This window comes from Mesorhizobium sp. M0239 (assembly GCF_040321815.1).
In the GTDB taxonomy this organism is placed as follows: domain Bacteria; phylum Pseudomonadota; class Alphaproteobacteria; order Rhizobiales; family Rhizobiaceae; genus Mesorhizobium.
The window spans coordinates 144,261-162,654 of record NZ_JAMYSG010000016.1 but is presented as its reverse complement, the minus strand read 5'-3'; the positions used below and the strand labels follow the sequence as shown (position 1 = coordinate 162,654).

General features: G+C 64.2%; 16 protein-coding genes. 3 read left to right on the top strand and 13 right to left on the bottom strand.

Annotation, left to right across the window (positions count from 1 at the left end):
* The 7 genes from NKI99_RS18615 to bcoG form a co-directional block, all read right to left on the bottom strand.
* On the bottom strand, positions 1 to 735 hold a 735-nt coding region (locus tag NKI99_RS18615), incomplete at its 3' end, for a helix-turn-helix domain-containing protein (protein ID WP_352611635.1).
* Positions 736 to 908: 173 nt separating this feature from the next.
* Positions 909 to 1,691, bottom strand: coding sequence for a carnitinyl-CoA dehydratase (locus tag NKI99_RS18610; RefSeq protein ID WP_352611634.1), 783 nt, complete (start codon positions 1,689 to 1,691; stop codon positions 909 to 911).
* Positions 1,684 to 3,762 (bottom strand): acetate--CoA ligase family protein, encoded by a 2,079-nt coding sequence (locus NKI99_RS18605; RefSeq protein WP_352611633.1) that lies wholly within the window; start codon positions 3,760 to 3,762, stop codon positions 1,684 to 1,686. Before NKI99_RS18605 ends, NKI99_RS18610 begins: the two co-directional genes overlap by 8 nt.
* 3 nt (positions 3,763 to 3,765) lie before the next feature.
* Positions 3,766 to 4,929, bottom strand: a complete 1,164-nt coding sequence (locus NKI99_RS18600; RefSeq protein WP_352611632.1) for an acyl-CoA dehydrogenase family protein — start codon at positions 4,927 to 4,929, stop codon at positions 3,766 to 3,768.
* A 3-nt stretch (positions 4,930 to 4,932) separates the two neighbouring features.
* Entirely contained in the window at positions 4,933 to 6,036 is a 1,104-nt protein-coding gene (locus NKI99_RS18595; protein WP_127322329.1) for a carnitine 3-dehydrogenase, read from the bottom strand.
* On the bottom strand, positions 6,033 to 6,662 hold the full coding sequence (locus NKI99_RS18590; RefSeq protein ID WP_352611631.1) for an HD domain-containing protein: 630 nt from the start codon (positions 6,660 to 6,662) through the stop codon (positions 6,033 to 6,035). Before NKI99_RS18590 ends, NKI99_RS18595 begins: the two co-directional genes overlap by 4 nt.
* Positions 6,663 to 6,683: 21 nt before the next feature.
* Positions 6,684 to 7,601 carry a 3-dehydrocarnitine:acetyl-CoA trimethylamine transferase BcoG gene (bcoG, locus tag NKI99_RS18585; protein WP_352554620.1) on the bottom strand — a complete coding sequence of 306 codons (918 nt, stop codon included), beginning with the start codon at positions 7,599 to 7,601 and terminating at the stop codon, positions 6,684 to 6,686.
* Between the two features lie 77 nt (positions 7,602 to 7,678).
* On the opposite strand from bcoG, the gene NKI99_RS18580 reads away from it, so the two are divergent.
* A complete protein-coding gene (locus NKI99_RS18580) occupies positions 7,679 to 8,659 on the top strand; it encodes a GlxA family transcriptional regulator (protein WP_352611630.1) in 981 nt (326 codons plus the stop codon).
* Between the two features lie 13 nt (positions 8,660 to 8,672).
* Here NKI99_RS18580 and NKI99_RS18575 read toward each other — a convergent pair whose 3' ends face one another.
* From NKI99_RS18575 to xylA, 3 genes are all read right to left on the bottom strand, one after another.
* Positions 8,673 to 8,876, bottom strand: a complete 204-nt coding sequence (locus tag NKI99_RS18575; RefSeq protein WP_352611629.1) for a hypothetical protein — start codon at positions 8,874 to 8,876, stop codon at positions 8,673 to 8,675.
* Between the two features lie 177 nt (positions 8,877 to 9,053).
* Entirely contained in the window at positions 9,054 to 9,530 is a 477-nt protein-coding gene (locus tag NKI99_RS18570; protein WP_352611628.1) for a GNAT family N-acetyltransferase, read from the bottom strand.
* A 252-nt stretch (positions 9,531 to 9,782) separates the two neighbouring features.
* On the bottom strand, positions 9,783 to 11,108 hold the full coding sequence (xylA, locus tag NKI99_RS18565; RefSeq protein ID WP_352611627.1) for a xylose isomerase: 1,326 nt from the start codon (positions 11,106 to 11,108) through the stop codon (positions 9,783 to 9,785).
* Positions 11,109 to 11,220: 112 nt separating this feature from the next.
* Here xylA and NKI99_RS18560 point away from each other — a divergent pair, with 112 nt between their 5' ends.
* Entirely contained in the window at positions 11,221 to 11,583 is a 363-nt protein-coding gene (locus NKI99_RS18560) for a nuclear transport factor 2 family protein (protein WP_063169801.1), read from the top strand.
* A gap of 197 nt (positions 11,584 to 11,780) precedes the next feature.
* Here the strand turns inward: NKI99_RS18560 and xylB are convergent, their stop codons facing one another.
* Positions 11,781 to 13,235: a xylulokinase gene (xylB, locus tag NKI99_RS18555; RefSeq protein WP_352611626.1), complete on the bottom strand. Its 1,455-nt coding sequence runs from the start codon at positions 13,233 to 13,235 to the stop codon at positions 11,781 to 11,783.
* Between the two features lie 82 nt (positions 13,236 to 13,317).
* Positions 13,318 to 14,640 carry a tetratricopeptide repeat protein gene (locus NKI99_RS18550; protein WP_352611625.1) on the bottom strand — a complete coding sequence of 441 codons (1,323 nt, stop codon included), beginning with the start codon at positions 14,638 to 14,640 and terminating at the stop codon, positions 13,318 to 13,320.
* Positions 14,641 to 14,866: 226 nt separating this feature from the next.
* Between NKI99_RS18550 and NKI99_RS18545 the strand changes: the two genes are divergently transcribed.
* Positions 14,867 to 17,656, top strand: a complete 2,790-nt coding sequence (locus NKI99_RS18545; protein WP_352611624.1) for an autotransporter family protein — start codon at positions 14,867 to 14,869, stop codon at positions 17,654 to 17,656.
* A gap of 52 nt (positions 17,657 to 17,708) precedes the next feature.
* On the opposite strand, the gene NKI99_RS18540 is transcribed toward NKI99_RS18545, so the two are convergent.
* Positions 17,709 to 18,332, bottom strand: a complete 624-nt coding sequence (locus NKI99_RS18540; RefSeq protein WP_352611623.1) for a LysE family translocator — start codon at positions 18,330 to 18,332, stop codon at positions 17,709 to 17,711.
* Positions 18,333 to 18,394: the final 62 nt, after the last annotated feature.

Below are 18,394 nucleotides of genomic sequence, written 5' to 3'. Positions count from 1 at the left end.
GTGCTCGATCAGCCAGACGGTGAAGCGTGTGAAGTTGCTTCGTCCGCCATCTCCCCACGGTGGGCCGTTGTCGAAAGCCATGCGCTGCGGCAGCCCATAGCGGCGAAAGGCGGCAATCAGGTGGGGTTTGACCGTTTCGCCGGTCTCGTTGATGCAAGCCTGCAGCACGACGGAGAAGCGCGAATGGTCGTCGAGCGCGGTCAGCGGATGCAGCCGGCCGCCCTGCCGCAATGCGACATGGCCCTTGAAGTCCATCTGCCACAGATCGTTGGGGGCGGCATGCTCGAAGCGCCCGAACGGCTTGGCTCCACCCCCGAGCAAACCCAGCTCGACGCCATTGCGGTGCAGGATCCCGGTCACCGTGGAAGGTGCAGGCGAACCGGTTCCCTCGCGCCGCAGGACCTTGGAGATCTTGCGTCCGCCCCAGGCCGGGTGCGCCCGGCGCATGCCAAGAACCGCCGCCTCGACTGCATCCGGGCTGCGCGCCGGGCTCGTCGCTGGACGGCGCGATTGCTCCGCAAGCCCGGCCTCGCCATGGGCGCGATACCGCGCGATCAACTTGTGACCACAGGTTCGGCCAATCCCGAAACGACGACAAAGCGCACTGACATTGCTGCCATCCTGCACCGCAAAACGCACAAACTCCAACTTCCCATCCATCACGCTGGTGTTCCCAAATGGCATCGCGAACCTCCCGGCGCAAAGCACGCCAAACTGTTCGCGATGTCCTCGCACACCTGTTCGCGATGTCTCCGGTCCAAACAGGGGGGAGATTGGCAGTTTCGATCGCGGTGCTCTTCTTGCAGCGTCGACTATTGGCGAAAGCAGAAACGACGTCCGATCTCCCCCCTTGCGGGGGAGATGCCCGGCAGGGCAGAGGGGGGTGTGACGGAACGCCATCGTTCCTACTACTTCCCCTTCCAAACCGGCTCACGCTTCTCCGCAAAAGCGCGAAAACCTTCCATGCCGTCTTCGGAGCCATAGAGTGCATCGACCGTCGCCAACTGGCGCCGCGTCACCCTGTTCATCGCATCCTGGAAGGTCAGCGCCTCGGCCACGCGCGCCGTCTCCTTGATCGCGGCAAACACCAGCGGCGGGCCGCCAGCCAGCAGCCGGGCGATCTCCCAGACGCGATCTTCCAGCCTTTCCTTGGGCAGCACCTCGTTGACCAGGCCCCAGCGATGCGCCTCGGCGACATCCATCCAGCGGCCGGTGAGCAGAAGGTCCATGGCGACATGGTAGGGGATGCGCTTCGGCAGTTTGATCGTCGCCGCGTCGGCCAGCGTACCGGCGCGGATCTCGGGCAGCGCGAAGGAGGAATGATCGGAGGCGTAGATGAGGTCGCAGGACAGCGCCAGCTCGAAGCCGCCTCCGACCGCCATGCCGTTGACGCAAGCGATGACCGGCTTGTTGAGGTCGCGCAATTCCTGTAGCCCGGCAAAACCGCCGACGCCATAGTCGCCGTCGACCGCATCGCCGCCTGCAGCGGCCTTCAAATCCCAGCCGGCGCAGAAGAACTTGTCGCCTGCGGTCTTGACGATGGCGACGCGCAATTCCGGATCGTCTCGGAATGCCTTGAAGGTCTCGCCCATCAGCCGAGAGGTCTTCAGGTCGATGGCGTTGGCCTTGGGCCGGTCGAGGGTGACTTCGAGGATGGTGCCCTCGCGGCGGGTCGAAATGACGTCAGACATTCGTGTTCTCTCCCAGCACCAGCAGCGCGTCGGCGATCCAGGCGCCCTTGCCCTCTGCACAGACGATCAGCGGGTTGATGTCGAGTTCCTCGATCTCACCGGCATTCTGCTGCACGAAGGCGGCAATGCCCGAAATGGCATCGATGGCAGCCGCGACATCGGCTTTCGGCCGGCCGCGATAGCCTTCGAGCAGCGGGAACAGTTTCAGGCCGCGCAGCGCCGCCTCGATATCGTCGCGGGTCGCCGGCAGCATGAGCGTAACGCTGTCGCGCAATAGCTCGACCAGCACGCCGCCGGTGCCGAGCGTCATCACCGCGCCGAACATAGGGTCGCGGGTGAAGCCGACGATGAGTTCGGCGACGCCGTCGCGCACCATGCGCTCGACATAGAGCCCGGTGCCGAGTGGCAAGAGGTCATGCGCTGCGGTGCTGACGGATTCGGCATCCCTGAGATTGAGCCTGACGGCGCCAACTTCGGATTTGTGGCTGACGCCGAGCGCCTTCAGCGCCACCGGGAAGCCAAGCGCCATGGAAGAGATCACCGCCTCGACCGCATTGGCGGCGCGTTCGCCCTTCGGCACCGGCAGGCCGGCCTTGATCAGCCGTGACTTCGCCTCGGCCTCATCGGGCGTGACGTGGTCGCCGCCAGGCGCACCGGATGCGGACGTGTCGATCGGCTGCGCCTGCGGTTCAGCCCAAGCCCAGCCGATGAAGGCCGCCGCCCCGGCGGCATCCATGGCTTCCGAAATGCCGAACAACGGCACCATGCCGCGCGCCATCAACTCGGCCGTGTATTCCTCCGGCAGGTTCTCCGGCAACGAGGAGACGATCGCGCCATGCGCCTTGTTGGTCTTCAGCGCCGATTCGAAGGCGCGCAGCGTCGTCCACCAGTCGGTGACCGAGCAGCGGTCGGGGCGCGGAAAATCGAGCACCAGCATGTTGAGGTCGAAGCCGCCCGACACCATGGCGGTGAAGGTGGCGGTCATCGCCGGCTCGTTGTTCCAGATGAAGGTGTGATAGTCCAAGGGATTGGCGACCGCGACCAGCGGCCCGAGCGTCGATTTGACATGGGCGCGGTGGCTGTCGATCAGCACAGGGAAATTGACCCAGCGCCCTTCGGCGCTGTCGGCCATGACGGAGGCCTCGCCGCCGGAGCAGCTCATCGACGACAGCCTATAGCCTGGCAGCGGGCCGGTGATGTGCAGCAGCTTCAGCGCCTCGATGAAGGCGGGGATCGAATCGACTCTCGCAATGCCGAGCCGCCGCAGGAACGCACCCGAGGCCGCGTCCGAGCCGGCCAGCGAGGCGGTATGCGAGACAGTCGCCTGCCTGGCCTGTTCGGAACGGCCGACCTTCATGGCGATGATCGGCTTCTTCAGCTCGCGCGCCCGTGCCGCCAGCCGCTCGAAGCCGGCTACCGAATCGAAAGCCTCGATATGCAGGCCGAGCGACGTGACCCGCTCGTCCTCGATCAGGCCGAGCGCCATTTCGGACAGGCCGGTCTGCGCCTGGTTGCCGGCGGTCATCAGGAAGGCGATCGGCAGGCCGCGCCTTTGCATCGTCATGTTGATGGCGATGTTGGAGGACTGGGTGATGATGGCGACGCCCTTGCCGCCCTCGGCCAGTCTTATCCCGCCATGCTGGTCGGGCCACAGAAGCGCGCCGTCGGCATAATTGATCAGGCCGTAGCAATTCGGCCCGATGATCGGCATCGAGCCGGCCGCCCCGACCAGCTCGGCCTGCAGCCGCTCGCCGTCGTCGTCATAGGCCTCGGTTTCGAGGAAGCCGGCGGCAAAGCAGACGGCGCCGCCGGCGCCGCGTTCGGCCAGCGCCTTGACCACCTCTATGGTCAAATGCCGGTTGACGCCGACAAAGGCGGCGTCCGGCGCGGCCGGCAGGTCGGCGACCGAGCGATAGGCCTTGCGGCCGGCGACCTCGTCCTTGGTCGGATGCACCGGCCAGATCTCGCCGGCAAAGCCCATCTTGATCGATTGGGCGACGACGGCCGCGGCCTGCGCACCGCCGAACACGGCAACCGATTTCGGCCGCAGGAGACGCTCAAGTTTATGCATATGTTATGCCCCAAACGGACGCAGCAGCGCCCGTGAAATGATGTGGCGCTGGATTTCCGACGTGCCCTCCCAGATGCGCTCGACGCGGGCGTCGCGCCAGATGCGCTCCAGCGGCAGATCGTCCATCAGCCCCATGCCGCCATGGATCTGGATCGCCTCATCGGCGACGAAAGCGAGCATTTCGGTGGCCTTCAGCTTGGCCATGGCCATGTCCTGGTCGGTGACCGTGCCCTGATCGTACTTCCAGCCGGCTTCGAACACCATCAGGTCGGCGGCCTTCAATTCGGTCGCCATATCGGCCAGCTTGAACGACACGCCCTGGAACTTGCCGATCTGCTGGCCGAACTGCTGGCGCTGCGCGGCGTATTCCACGGCATGGCCAAGCGCCCGCTCGGCGCGGCCGAGGCAAGTGGCGCCGACCTGCAGCCGGGTGGCGCCGAGCCATGAATTGGCGACGTCGAACCCTTTATGGACTTCGCCCAACACTTGGGCGGCGGGAAGCCGGCAATCGTCGAATTCGAGGATGGCGTTGGTGTAGCCGCGATGCGAGACGTTGCGGTAGCCATCGCGAACGGTGAAGCCTTTGGTGCCCTTATCGACAAAAAAGGCGGTGATCTTCTTGCGCTTGCCGCGCGGCGAATCCTCTTCGCCGGAAGCCATGAACACGATAGCAAAGTCGGCGAGGTCGGCGTGGGAGATAAAATGCTTGGTGCCGTTGAGCACCCAGTCGTCGCCATCCTGCACGGCCGTCGCCTTCATGCCGCGCAGGTCGGAGCCGGCGCCCGGCTCGGTCATCGCCAGGCAGTCCCATTTCTCGCCGCGGATGCAGGGGAACAGATACTTCTCGCGCTGCTCGGGCGTGCCGGCCAAGAGGATGTTGGAGGGCCGCGCCACGCAGGTCCAGTGCAGCGCATAGTTGGCGCGGCCGAGTTCCTTTTCGTAGAGCAGCCAGGTCACCGTATCCAGGCCAGCGCCGCCGACATCGGCCGGCATGTTGGCGGCATAGAGCCCGGCTTCGATCGCCTTGACCTTGATCTCCTCGATCAGGTCGCGGCGCAGCACGCCGGTGCGCTCGACCTCGCGCTCATGCGGGTATAGCTCGTTCTCGACGAACGCCTTCGTCGTCTCGACGATGAGCCTCTGTTCTTCCGACAGCCCGAAATCCATGCTTCAGCCCTTCTTCTTGCCGGTCTTTTTCTTCGGCTTCTCGGCTTTTTTCACCGGCTTCAACGCCTTGGCCTTCTCGGCCGCCTTGGAGGCCGTGGGCTTCTTCGCCGCCAGTTTGGCCAACTGCCTAGTATAGTCCTTGTGCAGGGCGCCAGCGCCCCAGCCCTTGCCTTTGTTCTGCTTCGACAGCGCGTCCATGATGGCGACCAGATTATCGTCGCGGATCTTTTCCAGTTCGCGGATCGACAGGCCATGCGCCTGGTCGTCCGACTGCGTGGCGATCAGGTCGACCAACTCGTCGTTGAACTCCGGCACATCCATGAGCTTGGTCCATGGCCATTTCAGGCACGGCCCGAACTGCGCCATGAAGTGGCGCATGCCGGCCTCGCCGCCGGCGACGCGATAGACCTGGAACATGCCCATCTGCGCCCAGCGCAGGCCGAAGCCGTAGCGCATGATGTCGTCGAGTTCCTCGACCGTGCAGATGCCGTCCTTGATCAGCCACAGCGCCTCGCGCCATGCCGCTTCGAGCAGGCGGTCGCCGACGAAGGCCTCGATCTCCTTGCGGATGACCACCGGCTTCATGCCGATCGAGGCATACATCTCCTTGGCGACCTCGATCGCCTCGGGAAAGGTCTGTTCGCCGCCGACGATCTCGACCAGCGGCAGGAGATAGACCGGGTTGAACGGATGGCCAACGACCAGCCGCTCCGGGTGCTTCTTCATCGCCACCTGCATGTCGGTCGGCTTGATGCCGGAGGTCGAGGAGCCGACAATCGCATTGGCCGGCGCGTGGGTATCGATCTCGGCCAGCACGCGGTGCTTGAGGTCAAGCCGCTCCGGCACGCTTTCCTGGATGAAATCGGCATCGGCGACCGCCTCGGCGATGGTCTTGGCAAAGGTCAGCTTGCCCTCTTTCGGCAGGCCGCCGGGCACCATTTGCTTGTAGGCGCGGCGCGCGCCCTTCATCACTTCGCCGACCTTGCGCGATGCCTCGGGATCGGGATCGAAGATCGACACGTCGATGCCGTTGAGCAGCAGGCGCGCCACCCAGCCGGCGCCGATGACGCCGCCGCCGATGGCGGCTGCCTTGTTGATGATGCTCATGCGGAAGCTCCGGTTCTTGTCGCGGCTGTTGCGGGATCGATGAGGGGCACGCGCTCGCCGGCGCGGACCACCGAGGGATCGTAGGCCTTGCGGGCAAAGACTTCGAGCACGAAGGGCCGGAAGAATTCGATCGGCAGCGTGTCATAGTCGGGGTCGAAGCTGGACTGGTCCCAGCGCTCGCAAAACTGGTCGCAATCGTCGAAATAGGCGTGGCCGGCAAAGCGGTCGCGCGCATGGCGGTTGCCGCCCAGATGATGGGCATAGTAGAGCCGCTGGAAGTCGCCATGCTTTTCCACCACCCAGGTGCATTGTTCGCGCACGAAGGGTTTCAGGATCGAAGCGGCATATTCGTCGTGATTGTAAGGCGCATAGATGTCGCCGATGTCGTGCAGCAGCGCGCAGGCGATCCAGTCGGTATCGGCGCCGTCGCGCCAGGCACGCGTCGCCGCCTGCAGCGAATGGCCGAGCCTTGTGATCTTGTAGCCGGACAGGCCCGCGTCGAGCTGCACCAGCGCATCGAGCAGCCGTTCGCCGGTCCTGGCCGCATAGTCGATTTCATGCGCGGTCAGGAACTCGTAGTCGTCCCGGTCGCCATCCTTCATCGCGGTGAATTTGACGGTAGTCATGTCGACCTCCCAAGGAATAATTTATGCCGCGATCGGCGCCCGCTTGGTGAGGTTGAGCTTCTGCCGCACCTCTTCCGGCCCAAGAATCCTGGCACCGAGATTGGTGACGATGCTGGCTGCGCGTTCGACCAGCTGTGCGTTGGTCGCCAGCACGCCCTTGTCGAGCCACAGATTGTCTTCCAGGCCAACGCGGACATTGCCGCCGGCCAGCACCGCTGCCGCGGCATAGGCCATCTGGTTGCGGCCGATGGCGAAGGCCGACCAGTTCCAGGTCGACGGCACATTGTTGACCATGGCCATGAAGGTGTTGAGGTCGTCAGGCGCCCCCCACGGTACGCCCATGCAAAGCTGCACCAGCGCATCCGGGTTCAGCACCTTTTCCTCGACCAGTTGCTTGGCGAACCACAGATGGCCGGTGTCGAAGGCCTCGATCTCCGGCTTGACGCCAAGCGCCGTCATCATGCCGCCCATGGCGCGCAGCATACCGGGCGTGTTGGTCATGACATAATCGGCTTCGGCGAAGTTCATGGTGCCGCAGTCGAGCGTGCAGATTTCCGGCAGGCACTGGCGCACATGTTCCATGCGGTTGGTGGCGCCGCCCATGTCGGTGCCTTTTTCGTTGAGCGGCAGCGGCGCTTCCGGCGATCCGAACACCATGTCGCCGCCCATGCCGGCGGTCAGGTTCAGGATGACGTCGACTTCCGCCGCGCGGATGCGCTCGGTCACTTCGCGGTAGAGATGCACATCGCGCCTCGGCTTGCCGGTTTCGGGATCGCGCACATGGCAGTGCACGATCGCCGCACCCGCCTTGGCCGCATCGATAGCCGAATCGGCGATCTGCCTGGGCGAGCGCGGCACATGCGGGCTGCGGTCCTGCGAGCCGCCGGACCCGGTCACGGCACAGGTAATGAAGACCTCACGGTTCATCGCAAGCGGCATGGAACTCTCCTCCGATAGAAACAGAACACAACAATGCCCGACTTGCCGGAAACTGTTTTGCGTTTTACGAAGCTTCCATGACAAAAAGCGAAAAACCGACGATCTTTCGCGCCGAGCGTCTGCCGCTCAAGGTGACGCTGCTGGTGTTTTCCGGCTCGTCGATCATGTGCGTGGCCTCGGCCGTCGATCCGCTACGCGCCGCCAACCGTATCTCCGGCGAGACCCTGTTCGATTTTCGGCTGGTCTCGGTGACCGGCGAGGCTCCGGTCACCACATGCGGCCTGCCGGTGGCGGTCAGTGGCCGTTTCGACGCGGCCGAGCCGACTGACGTTCTCGTCGTCGTCGCCGGTTTCGGCACCCAGAACTATGCGACGTCGGCCTTGCTTTCCGGCCTGCGGCGGGCGGCGCGTACGGCCCGCGCGTGCGGCGGCGTCGAGGCGGGCACCTGGCTGGTGGCGCGTGCCGGCCTGCTGGAAGGGCGCAGTGCCACCACCCATTGGGAGGACATGGAGGATTTTTCCTCGGCCTTCCCTGGCGTCGATGTCCGCCCGGATCGCTATGTCATTGACGGACCGGTGTTCACGTCGGGTGGCGCGTCGCCGACCTTCGACCTGATGCTGCATCTGATCCGCACGCGGCTCGGCATGGCCGTCGCGCTCGATGTCGCCAGCGTCTTCATCTACGACCAGGCTCGCGCCGCCACCGACGCACAACCGCTGGTCTCGCTCGGCCGGCTCGACGGCTACGATCCGCGGCTGGCGCATGCCATCCGGCTGATGGAAGCGCATGTCGACCAGCCTCTGACCATAGAGGCGGTGGCAAAGCGTGCCGGAGTGACGGCACGGACGCTGGAAAGCATCTTTCGCAAATCTATCGGCGAGACACCGGGCGCCTATTACCTCAGGCTGCGCCTCGGCGCCGCGCGCCGGCTGGTGGTCGATACGAGGGTTGCCATGGCCGATATTGCCGGGCGGACCGGGTTCTCGTCCGCCGCCGCATTTTCGAGGGCGTTTTCAAGGACTTTCGGCGAAGCGCCGGTCAGATTGCGAAGGGGGTAGGTTTCAACGGCGATCAGACCGCGTTCTGACGGTCGCCGTCGATCTGCGAGCGCATCTGCCTGGCCAGACGGGTCTCGAAGCGGCTGGCGACAGCGCGATCCCATTCGTTCGCAATCTTGGCGTCGTCGGATTTCCTCGGCATCGCCATCAGCCTGTCGATGATCGATCCGGCCTCGCCAGGTGAGAGCAGGGCGTCGATTTCACGTTCGTTCTGCATATCGGTTCGCCTCCTTCTTCCTCTCCCGCCACGAGCCAGTCTTATACGAGATTCGTGACGGCAGTTTGAAGGCAAGAGCGAGGTCATTGAAGGGCGTCGAAGGGCAAAACCATGTCGCGGGACCGGGCCATGCGCAAAGCTGTTCCTGCGCCTTGGCAGGTCAGGTCAAGGAGAGATCTACAGCCGCTTTTCGAACAGCACCGTGGTGAAGCCACTGTCCCATTCGTCGTCTGGATAGCGGTTTTTCTCGATATAGCCGACCGCCTTGTAGAGTGCTTGTGCGGGCAGGTTGAACGTGTCGGTTTCCAGCCGCGCCTGCGCCAATCCGGCGGCGCCGATCGCCTGTTCGGCATGGGAAAGCAGCTTGCGGCCGACACCTTGGCCTTGACGGGACGCCATGACGTGCAGGGCCTCGATAAAATCCGCGCGCCAATGGATCAGGCCGGCGACCTCGCCATCGATCTCGGCAACGGCGAATTCAGGCCAACTCTGGTCGACATAGCGCCCGCCAATATCCGTCTCGACATAGCGCCGCGCCGCTGCTTCGGTGATGTTCGGCAGCCATGTGCCTTCGAAGGTTTCCTGCAGCACCTGCTTCAACGCCGGAATATCGCTCGCCTGCGCCGGGCGCACGATGATTCGATCCTCTGCCATTTTCCGTCTCCCGCCAATGCATGTCGCCCAAAAGCGCACAGCGATTTTGGGATGGCGACATGCATAAAAAGAAAGGCTGCCGCGCGGCCCTCTTTCGGCGACACGCGTGGCATCTTGATTACACGCTGGCTGCCGAAGATCTGTGCGATCCTCGGCAGCCTCGTGCGAAGTGGGCTGACTAGCAGATGGCGATGACAGCGGCTTTCAGCCAGTGGTGTCGGATGTCGGTCCAGAGATGGAGCGGCGCTCGCCTTACACGTAGCGGTTGACGATATTTTCCAGCAGTTCCTGGCGGCCGGACCTCGGCTGCGGCTCGATCTTCTTCTTGACGACACGCTCGGCGATATCCTCAAGCGTGCGCTTGCCGGAAAGCATGGCCTTGCCCTCGGCCGTGTTCCAGCCGGCATAACGTTCGGCCAGCGGCGCGGACAGCGCCTTGTCCTCGACCATGCGGGCCGCGGCTTTCAGGCCGCGTGCGCAAGAATCCATGCCGCCGATATGGCCGATCAGCAGGTCCTGCGGATCGAGCGACTGGCGGCGCAGCTTGGCGTCGAAATTGGTGCCGCCGGTCTTGAACCCGCCGGCCTGCAGGACCTGGTAATAGGCCAGCGCCATTTCCGGCACGTTGTTGGGGAACTGGTCGGTGTCCCAGCCCGACTGATAATCGTTGCGGTTCATATCGATCGAACCGAAAATGCCGAGCGCATTGGCCAGAGCCAGTTCGTGCTCGAAGGAGTGGCCGGCCAGGATAGCGTGGCCCTGCTCGATATTGACCTTGACCTCCTTCTCCAGCCCGAAGCGCTTGAGGAAGCCGTAGACCGTGGCGACATCGTAATCGTACTGATGCTTGGTCGGCTCCTGCGGCTTCGGCTCGATCAGGATCGTGCCCTTGAAACCGATCTTGTGCTTGTAGTCGACGACCATGCTGAGGAACCGGCCGGCCTGTTCCTGCTCGCGCGCGAGGTCGGTGTTGAGCAGCGTCTCATAGCCTTCGCGCCCGCCCCACAGCACGTAGTTTTCGCCCTTCAGCCGCTTGGTGACGTCGATGCAGCTTTTTACTGTCGCCGCCGCGTAGGCAAAGACGTCCGGATCGGGATTGGTGGCCGCACCCGACATGAAGCGGCGATTGGAGAACAGATTGGCGGTGCCCCAAAGCAGCTTGACGCCGGTCTGCTTCATCTTCCCCGCGAAGTAATCGGCGATCTCGTCGAGGCGCGCGGCACTTTCGGAAAAGTCCTTGCCCTCCGGCCGCACATCGGCGTCATGGAAGCAGAAATAGGGCGCGCCAAGCAGCGAGAACATCTCGAAGGCGACGTCCGCTTTCAGTTTTGCCAGCTCCATCGTGTCGGTGCTGCCTGCCTTGGGAAACCACGGCCGGTCGAAGGTCTGGCCGCCGAACGGATCGCCGCCCGGCCAGGCAAAGGAGTGCCAGTAGGCGACGGCGAAGCGCAGATGGTCTTCCAGCCGTTTGCCGGCGACGACCTCGTCGGGATTGTAGAACCTATAGGCCAGCGGATTGGTCGAATCCGGCCCTTCATATTTGATTTTCTTGATGTCGCCGAAGAATCCGCTGCTCATGATTTTCGTCCTCTCACAAAGTGCTGCCGCCATTACCTCAGGCGTAATTGGTTTCAGGCCAGCGCTGGTCGAAAAGGGCCATGTCAAAGCCACCAAACGAAGGAGACAGACCATGACCGACCTCACTAAGATCGCTGAAAACTACATCACCGCCTGGAACGAAAGCGATGCCGGCCGCCGGGCCGAATTGCTCAAGGCGACCTTCACGGAAGACGTCAGCTATCGTGATCCGCTCATGCAGGGCGACGGCCATGAAGGCGTCGCGGCTCTGATCGACGGCGTGCAGCAGCGCTTTGCCGGCTTCCGGTTCTCGCTGAAGGGCACGCCGGACGGTTTTGCCGACAAGATCCGCTTCTCGTGGAATCTCGGACCTGAGGGGACGCCTTCGGTGATCGAAGGTACCGACATCGGAATCATCGAGAACGGCCGCCTGAAGAGCGTCACCGGCTTTCTCGACAAGGTGCCGGCGCAGTGAGGACTTCTGGGGGAGGCGGGCGTGAAGCGCCCCCCTCTGGCCTGCCGGCCATCTCCCCCGCAAGGGGGGAGATGGGTTGGCATCCGCGCCTTCGCCAATCACCCACCGTGCAGGACTGGCATATCCGTCAACGCTGCTAATCTCCCCCCTTGCGGGGGAGATGCCCGGCAGGGCAGAGGGGGGTGCCTCGCGCTCACTCACGCGGTCACGCCCCGAATCGCCGGGTACAGCGCCCGGTAGCGCTGATAGGCGTCGGCATAGCCCCCGCCAAGCGCCGCGTCCGGTTCGATCGTCGCATCCGTTCTCGGTGCCGTACAGACTTCAAGCGGATCGGCACCCGTCGCAGCAATCAGACCGAGCCGTGCGGCACCAAAGGCGGCGCCGAAATCGCCGTCGGCGGGAATGTCGACAGGCAGTTGAAGCGCGGTGGCAATCGCCTTCAACCAGTAGTGCGAGCGCGAGCCGCCGCCGATCGCCGTCACCCGCGTCAAGGTCGTGCCGGCCGTGGCCAGGGCTTCGAGGCTGTCGCGGAAGGCAAAGGCCACACCCTCCAGCACGCCCTGGGTCAGCACGGCACGGCTCGATTCATGCGCCAGCCCGGTGAACGCGCCGCGAATGGCGGCATCATTGTAGGGTGTGCGCTCACCCGAGAGATAAGGCAGGAAGGACACGCCGCTGGGCGCCTTCAATGTGTCGCCGAGCTCTGCGGTCAATTCGCCGGCGCTCTTCCCGGTGATTTCGGACAGCCAGTTGAGCGAATCCGTCGCCGACAGGATGACCCCCATCTGATGCCAGGTGTTCGGCAGGGCGTGGCAGAAGGTGTGAACCGCGCTAGCCGGGTTGGGCAGGTAGGAAGCGTTGGCGGCAAACAGCACGCCCGATGTGCCGAGCGAGACGAAAGCGTGGCCGGCGCCGACCGTGCCCATGCCGCAGGCCGAGGCCGCATTGTCGCCGGCGCCGCCGGCGATCGGAATGCCGGCCTGGACGCCCCATTTCGATGCCAATTCGCTGCGCAGTGCGCCTGCCTTGTGCGTACCCTCAACCAGCGACGGCATCTGCCTCTCGTCGAGCGACGTCGCTGCGAGCAGGTCCGTACTCCAGCGCCGCTTGCCGACATCGAGCCAGGAGGTACCGGCAGAATCCGACATTTCCGAAATGTGTTCGCCCGAAAGCCAGAGCCGCAGGAAGTCCTTGGGCAGCAGCACTTTTGCGACCTTGGCGAAGACAGCGGGCTCGTTGTTTTTCACCCAGGCAAGTTTCGGCGCGGTGAAACCGGGAAAGACGATGTTGCCGGTCAGGGCGCGGAAGCGCGGATCGGCATCGAGGACAGCCGCCTCGGCATGGCTGCGCGTGTCGTTCCACAGGATGCAGGGACGCAGCACCTTGTCGGCGGCGTCGAGCAGCGTGGCGCCATGCATCTGCCCGGACAGGCCAATGCCCTTGACTGCCGCGAGTTCATCCGGATTGGAGGATCTGAGCTCGGCGATTGCGTCTTCGCAGGCCCGGATCCAGTGCTCGGGATTCTGTTCCGACCAGCCGGGATGCGGCCGTGAAACATCAAGCGAACCATGACCGGAACCGATGACGGTTTGCCCGGCATCGATCAGCAGCGCCTTGACGCCCGACGTCCCGAGATCGAGGCCCAGATACATGTCTTCCTCCCACGCCAGTTAATTTTTTCGGGTCTCGAAAAAATCTGGCTTGGCCAGTTTTTAAAACAAGATCCGCTTCGGGTCAATTCTCCGACAAATCGGCGGCGCGTCGCACAAACAGCGCTGACAGCGGACTGTCGGGCCGCGCCATCGAACGCTCGGCCGTGAGCGCCCTGGCCAGCGCACCGTCACCGGTGCGCAACGCTGCCTCGATCAGCGTCAGGTCGATAACATCGCGTTGGGCGTGGCTGCCGCCGAAACGATGAGCGATCGAGCGGATCGGCCGGATCAGGCGCACGGCCTCGGTGTAGCTGCCCTCGCCGAATGCCTTGATGGCGAGCGTCAGCGGATGGCCGACATCCCGCGTGAAAGCCGCATTGTCGTCGCTGCCACGCATGGCCTCGCGCTGCGCCTCGAGCAAAGCGAGGGCCGGCGCATCGAACCCTGCACCGACAAAGGCCATCATCGCGTGGGCATCGTTGAAGGCATAATTGCCGGCGCCGGCCTTGTGCCAATTGGCGGCGAGCGCCGCCCAGCGGTCGCCGACATTGACGCCGCCGAGGGCGAGCCGCCACAAGACTGCCGAGGCATCGACCATGTTGAGCGCCATCGTCGATTGCACGCTGTAGATAGGGCCGTCATAGAGGGCCAGCACCGCGTCGGTCTCGCCGAGATCATAGTGGAACAGCGCCAGGTGCCACCAATTGTGCACCTGCAGGAAGCTCTCCCTTGTCCACGCTTCCGGGTTGGCCTGCATCCAGGCGATGCCATCCCTTTGCCGGCTCTGCATTTCCATGACATGGGCGACGGCGTGCTGCGCCCAGCCATCGCGCGGCTCCATGTCGATCGCCGCGCGGCCAAGCTGCTCGGCCCTGACATAGTCACCCATTTCCTCCAGCCCGAAGGCCTGCATGCCGAGCATGGCGTGGTAGCCGGGCATGCCGCTTTGCCATGACGGCAGGGCCCGCGCGATGCGGTCGCGCAGCATGCGGGCATTGCCGGTGAAGAAATCGATCTGGTGGCCGACCTGCAGCGCCAGCCCGTCGCGGGGGGTCTCGATGGCGACGTCCTCGAGAACGCGGCTGGCTTGATGCCATCGTCCGCTGGCGAGATGCCCAAGGGCCGAGACATGCGCCCGCTCGCGCGTGGTCGCGGCAAGCGGCAGTGCGGTCTCATGGCAGGCCTTGGCCACGGCCGTCGCCTCCCGCTCGGTGGCGAGGCCGAACAGATAACCCTTGAAGACATGCGCCATGACGAAGCCGGGATTTTCCGCGATGGCGCGGTCGACGGAGGCTACGGGATCGCCGACGAAGCACTGCAGTTCACGCACTGCCTGGCTGTAGGGGGTGAATCCCGCCTCCGTGGCGCCCGAAAGTGCCAGGCCGAATGCGTCCCTGGTTGCCATGCGATGTCCTTTTATCGACCCGTGACAGGCCCTCGATCCTTCGGCCCAAACCGATCCTAAAGCATGGGCCACGGCAACGCCAACCGCGCGCTACGCCAGGTCATTTGAGTAGTCTTTGCAGTTTAGCAACCATGCGGGGCAGATTAGGCTTTGTAAAAGCGAATGAATTGTGTCTTCATTACGGCGACTGGCGGGGGCTGGAAATCGCGAATCGAGAGGGGACGCGATGCGGCATATGAAGAACTCACTTCCGAACAGTCATTCGGAGGATGTGCAGGTGGCAGTTGCTTCGCTACGGCGAAAGCCGCATCCGCTACACCCGTGGCTTATTAGCATCCTCTCAACTACGGCTTTTGCGTTGCTGCCCAACTCCGCCGCGTTTGCCGCATGCGTGCTGGGTCCATCCGCCGGAAACACCGTCTACACCTGTGATAGCGGCGACTCAGGCGGCAGCCTCGCCGATCCCGATGGCGACAACACGCTGAATTTTCCCGCCGGCGGCACCGGGCAGATATCAGGCAACGTGACCTTTGGTGTAGGCACGGACCGCATCGATATGCAGTCAGGCACCATCACCGGCGCCGTCGATCAGGGTGGCGGCACGGATTTCTTCACCATCGGCGCGGGTACCGTCGCCGGCAATGTCCAGCAGGGCGCCGGCATCGACGACTTCAACATGAGCGGCGGCCAGATCGGTTCGCTCAACCAGGGCGATGGCCTGGACACCTTCACCATGACCGGCGGGCGCATCGTCGATTTCTTCGACGATGGCGACCGTGCCGTGATGACCGGTGGCCGCATCGGCCGCGTCAACATGAAGCTCGATCAGAATTACTTCAACATGTCCGGCGGCACCATCGACCGCAACCTCGTCACCGGCTTGGACAAGGACACGATCATCCTGTCGGGCGGCACCATCGGCGGCAACATCAGCGTCAGCGGTGGCAACGACAGCGTCACGGTCACCGGCGGTACGGTCGGTGGCGATATACTGATGAGTGTTGGCGCCGATAACTTCGTCTGGAATGGCGGCGGCATCATCTATGGCGCCGTCGACCTCGGCGGCGACAACGACACCGCCGAACTCAGCAACCTCACCAACGCCAATCTCGGTGCCACGAATACCATATCGGGTGGTCTCGGCACCGACGCGCTGACCCTGGACAACGTCAAACTGGATGGGATCAGCCGGCTCCAGAACTGGGAAAGCATCGACGCCACCAATGACACCGAGCTGACGCTCGACGGCAATCTGGTGCTCGGCGACAGCGGCACCGGCACAGGTTCGCTCAGTGTCGATGCCGCAAGCACGCTCTATGGCGGCGGTTTCAACGCGGCGATCCAGGCGTTTACGGCGGGTCAGTTGGCGCAGGTCACCAATGCCGGACGCATCGACCTGACCAATGGCAGCACCGGTGCCACCGACAGCCTGACGATTTCGGGCAATTATGTCGGCCTGGGTGGCCTGCTGCTTATCCAGACCGAGCTCGGTGACGATTCCTCCGCATCCGACAAGTTGGTCCTGTCGAGCGGAACGGCTTCCGGTTCGACCGGCATCTCCGTGGTCAATCTCGGCGGCGCGGGGGCTGCGACCACGCAGGACGGCATCATGGTCGTCCAGGCAATCAACGGGGCCACCTCGGGCGCCACGACATTTGCGCTCGACGCCCCGGTCGCCGCCGGTGCCTTCGAATATTACCTGTTCAAGGGCGGCGTCAGCGCCGGCAGCGAGGAGAACTGGTACCTGCGCTCGACGCTGAACACGCCGGCCCCGCCGGCCGCAGCCCCGCCGGTGCTGGAACCTGCTCCGCCGCCGGAACCTGAGCCGCCGGCGGCCGAACCGCCGCCGCCGCCGCCCATCGACCCTGCGCCGCCGCCGCCGCCGGAGTCCACCCCCGGCGACCCCGATCCGGTTGATCCGGCGCCGCCGGTCGTGCCGACCGATCCGCCGCCCGCGACACCACCGGCACCACCGCCGGCACCAGTGGCAGATCCGCCCCCGCCGCCGCCGGTGGTGCCAACGGAGGTGCCCGACCTACCGACACCAGCGGCGGGCGAGGAGATCCTGCTCTATCGCATCGAGGTTCCGGTCTATTCGGCCTTGCCGCCGGTCGCCGAACATCTGGCGATGACGACGCTCGGCACCTTCCACGAACGGCGCGGCGAGCAGAGCCTGTTGTCGAACACCGAGTTGTCGCCGGTCTGGGGCCGCATCTTCGGTCAGGACAGCAAGATGGCATATTCAGGAACGGTATCGCCGTCCTTCGACGGCACCCTGTTCGGCCTTCAGGCGGGCTTCGATCTGTTCGGCCGCGAAACCGCGTCGGGCCAGACCGATCGCGCCGGCCTGGTCGTCGCCTATGCCAGCATGAATGGCGACGTGCGCGGCCAGGCGCTGGGCTGGAACGATCTGTCCGTCGGCAGCATGGATATCAACGGCACCAGCGTCGGCGGCTACTGGACCCGGATCGGCCAGGGTGGCTGGTACCTGGACGGCGTCCTCATGGCTACCTTCTTCGGTGGAAACGCAACATCGTCGCGCGACATCGGCATCGATGTCGGCGGGACCGGCATCACCGCTTCGCTGGAAGGCGGCTATCCCATCGCGCTGGGGCAAGGCTGGACGCTTGAACCGCAGGCGCAACTGGTCTGGCAGCAACTGTCGCTCGACGATGCGTTGGACCGCTTTGCTTCGGTTTCCTTTGATACGGACGGCAGCGTGACCGGCCGGCTCGGCGCACGGCTGCAAGGCGAAACAACGATCAATGGCATGGCGCTGCAGCCGTACCTCAAGGCCAACATCTGGCACGATTTCGGCGGCACGAGCCATGTCAATTTCGACACCACCGATATCTCCACCGAGGGCAGATCGACCTCGTTCGAATTCGGTGGCGGTGTGATCGCCAAGGTGACGGACAAGGTCAGCATCTTCGCCACCGGCGACTACACCACCAATCTCGGCGGCGACGAGCGTCGGATCCTCGAAGGCAATCTGGGGTTCAGCGTCAAATGGTAAGGCCGGTCATGACCCCGAAAAACAGTTTCGGGGTCATGGTCAGACAGAGAGCCTAATTGCTGGAACGCATCGCCACCGTGGCGATGCCGGCGCCAACCAGCAGCGTGCCGCCGGTGCGGTTGAAGATGCGGATCGCCTTGGGATTGCGCACCACGTTGCGTGCGCGTGAGGCGATCAGCGCATAGCCGAAAGCATTGGCGAAGGCGAGCGCCAGGAAGGTCGTCTCGAAGATCAGCATCTGCGTCCAGAAATCGGCGTGTCGGTCGAGGAACTGCGGCAGGAAGGCGACGAAGAAGGTGATGCTTTTCGGGTTGAGCGCGGTGACCAGCCAGGCATGCCCCATCATCTTGGCCGATGAGACCGCGTCGGTGCGCGGTTCGGCCTTCAGTGCGCCGCCGGCGCGAAACAGTTTCACGCCGAGATAGATCAGATAGCCGGCGCCGATCAGCTTCAGGATGGTGAAGACGGTCGCCGAAGCCGCCAGCAGCGCGCCGATACCCAGCATCGACAAGGTCATCGCCGTGAAGTCGCCCAGCGCCACGCCGATCGCCATCGGCAAGGCGGTGCGCCAGCCCTGGCCCAGCGCGTAGGACACGACGAGAAGGATGGTCGGACCCGGAATGATGAGAAGGATCGTCGATGCGGCAGCGAAGGCGGCCCAGTTTTCGAAGGACATGCTCATCTCCTTTGAGCTTAAAGAAGAGGATAAATCCTGAGGCCCGGGAGAATGTAAAGAGG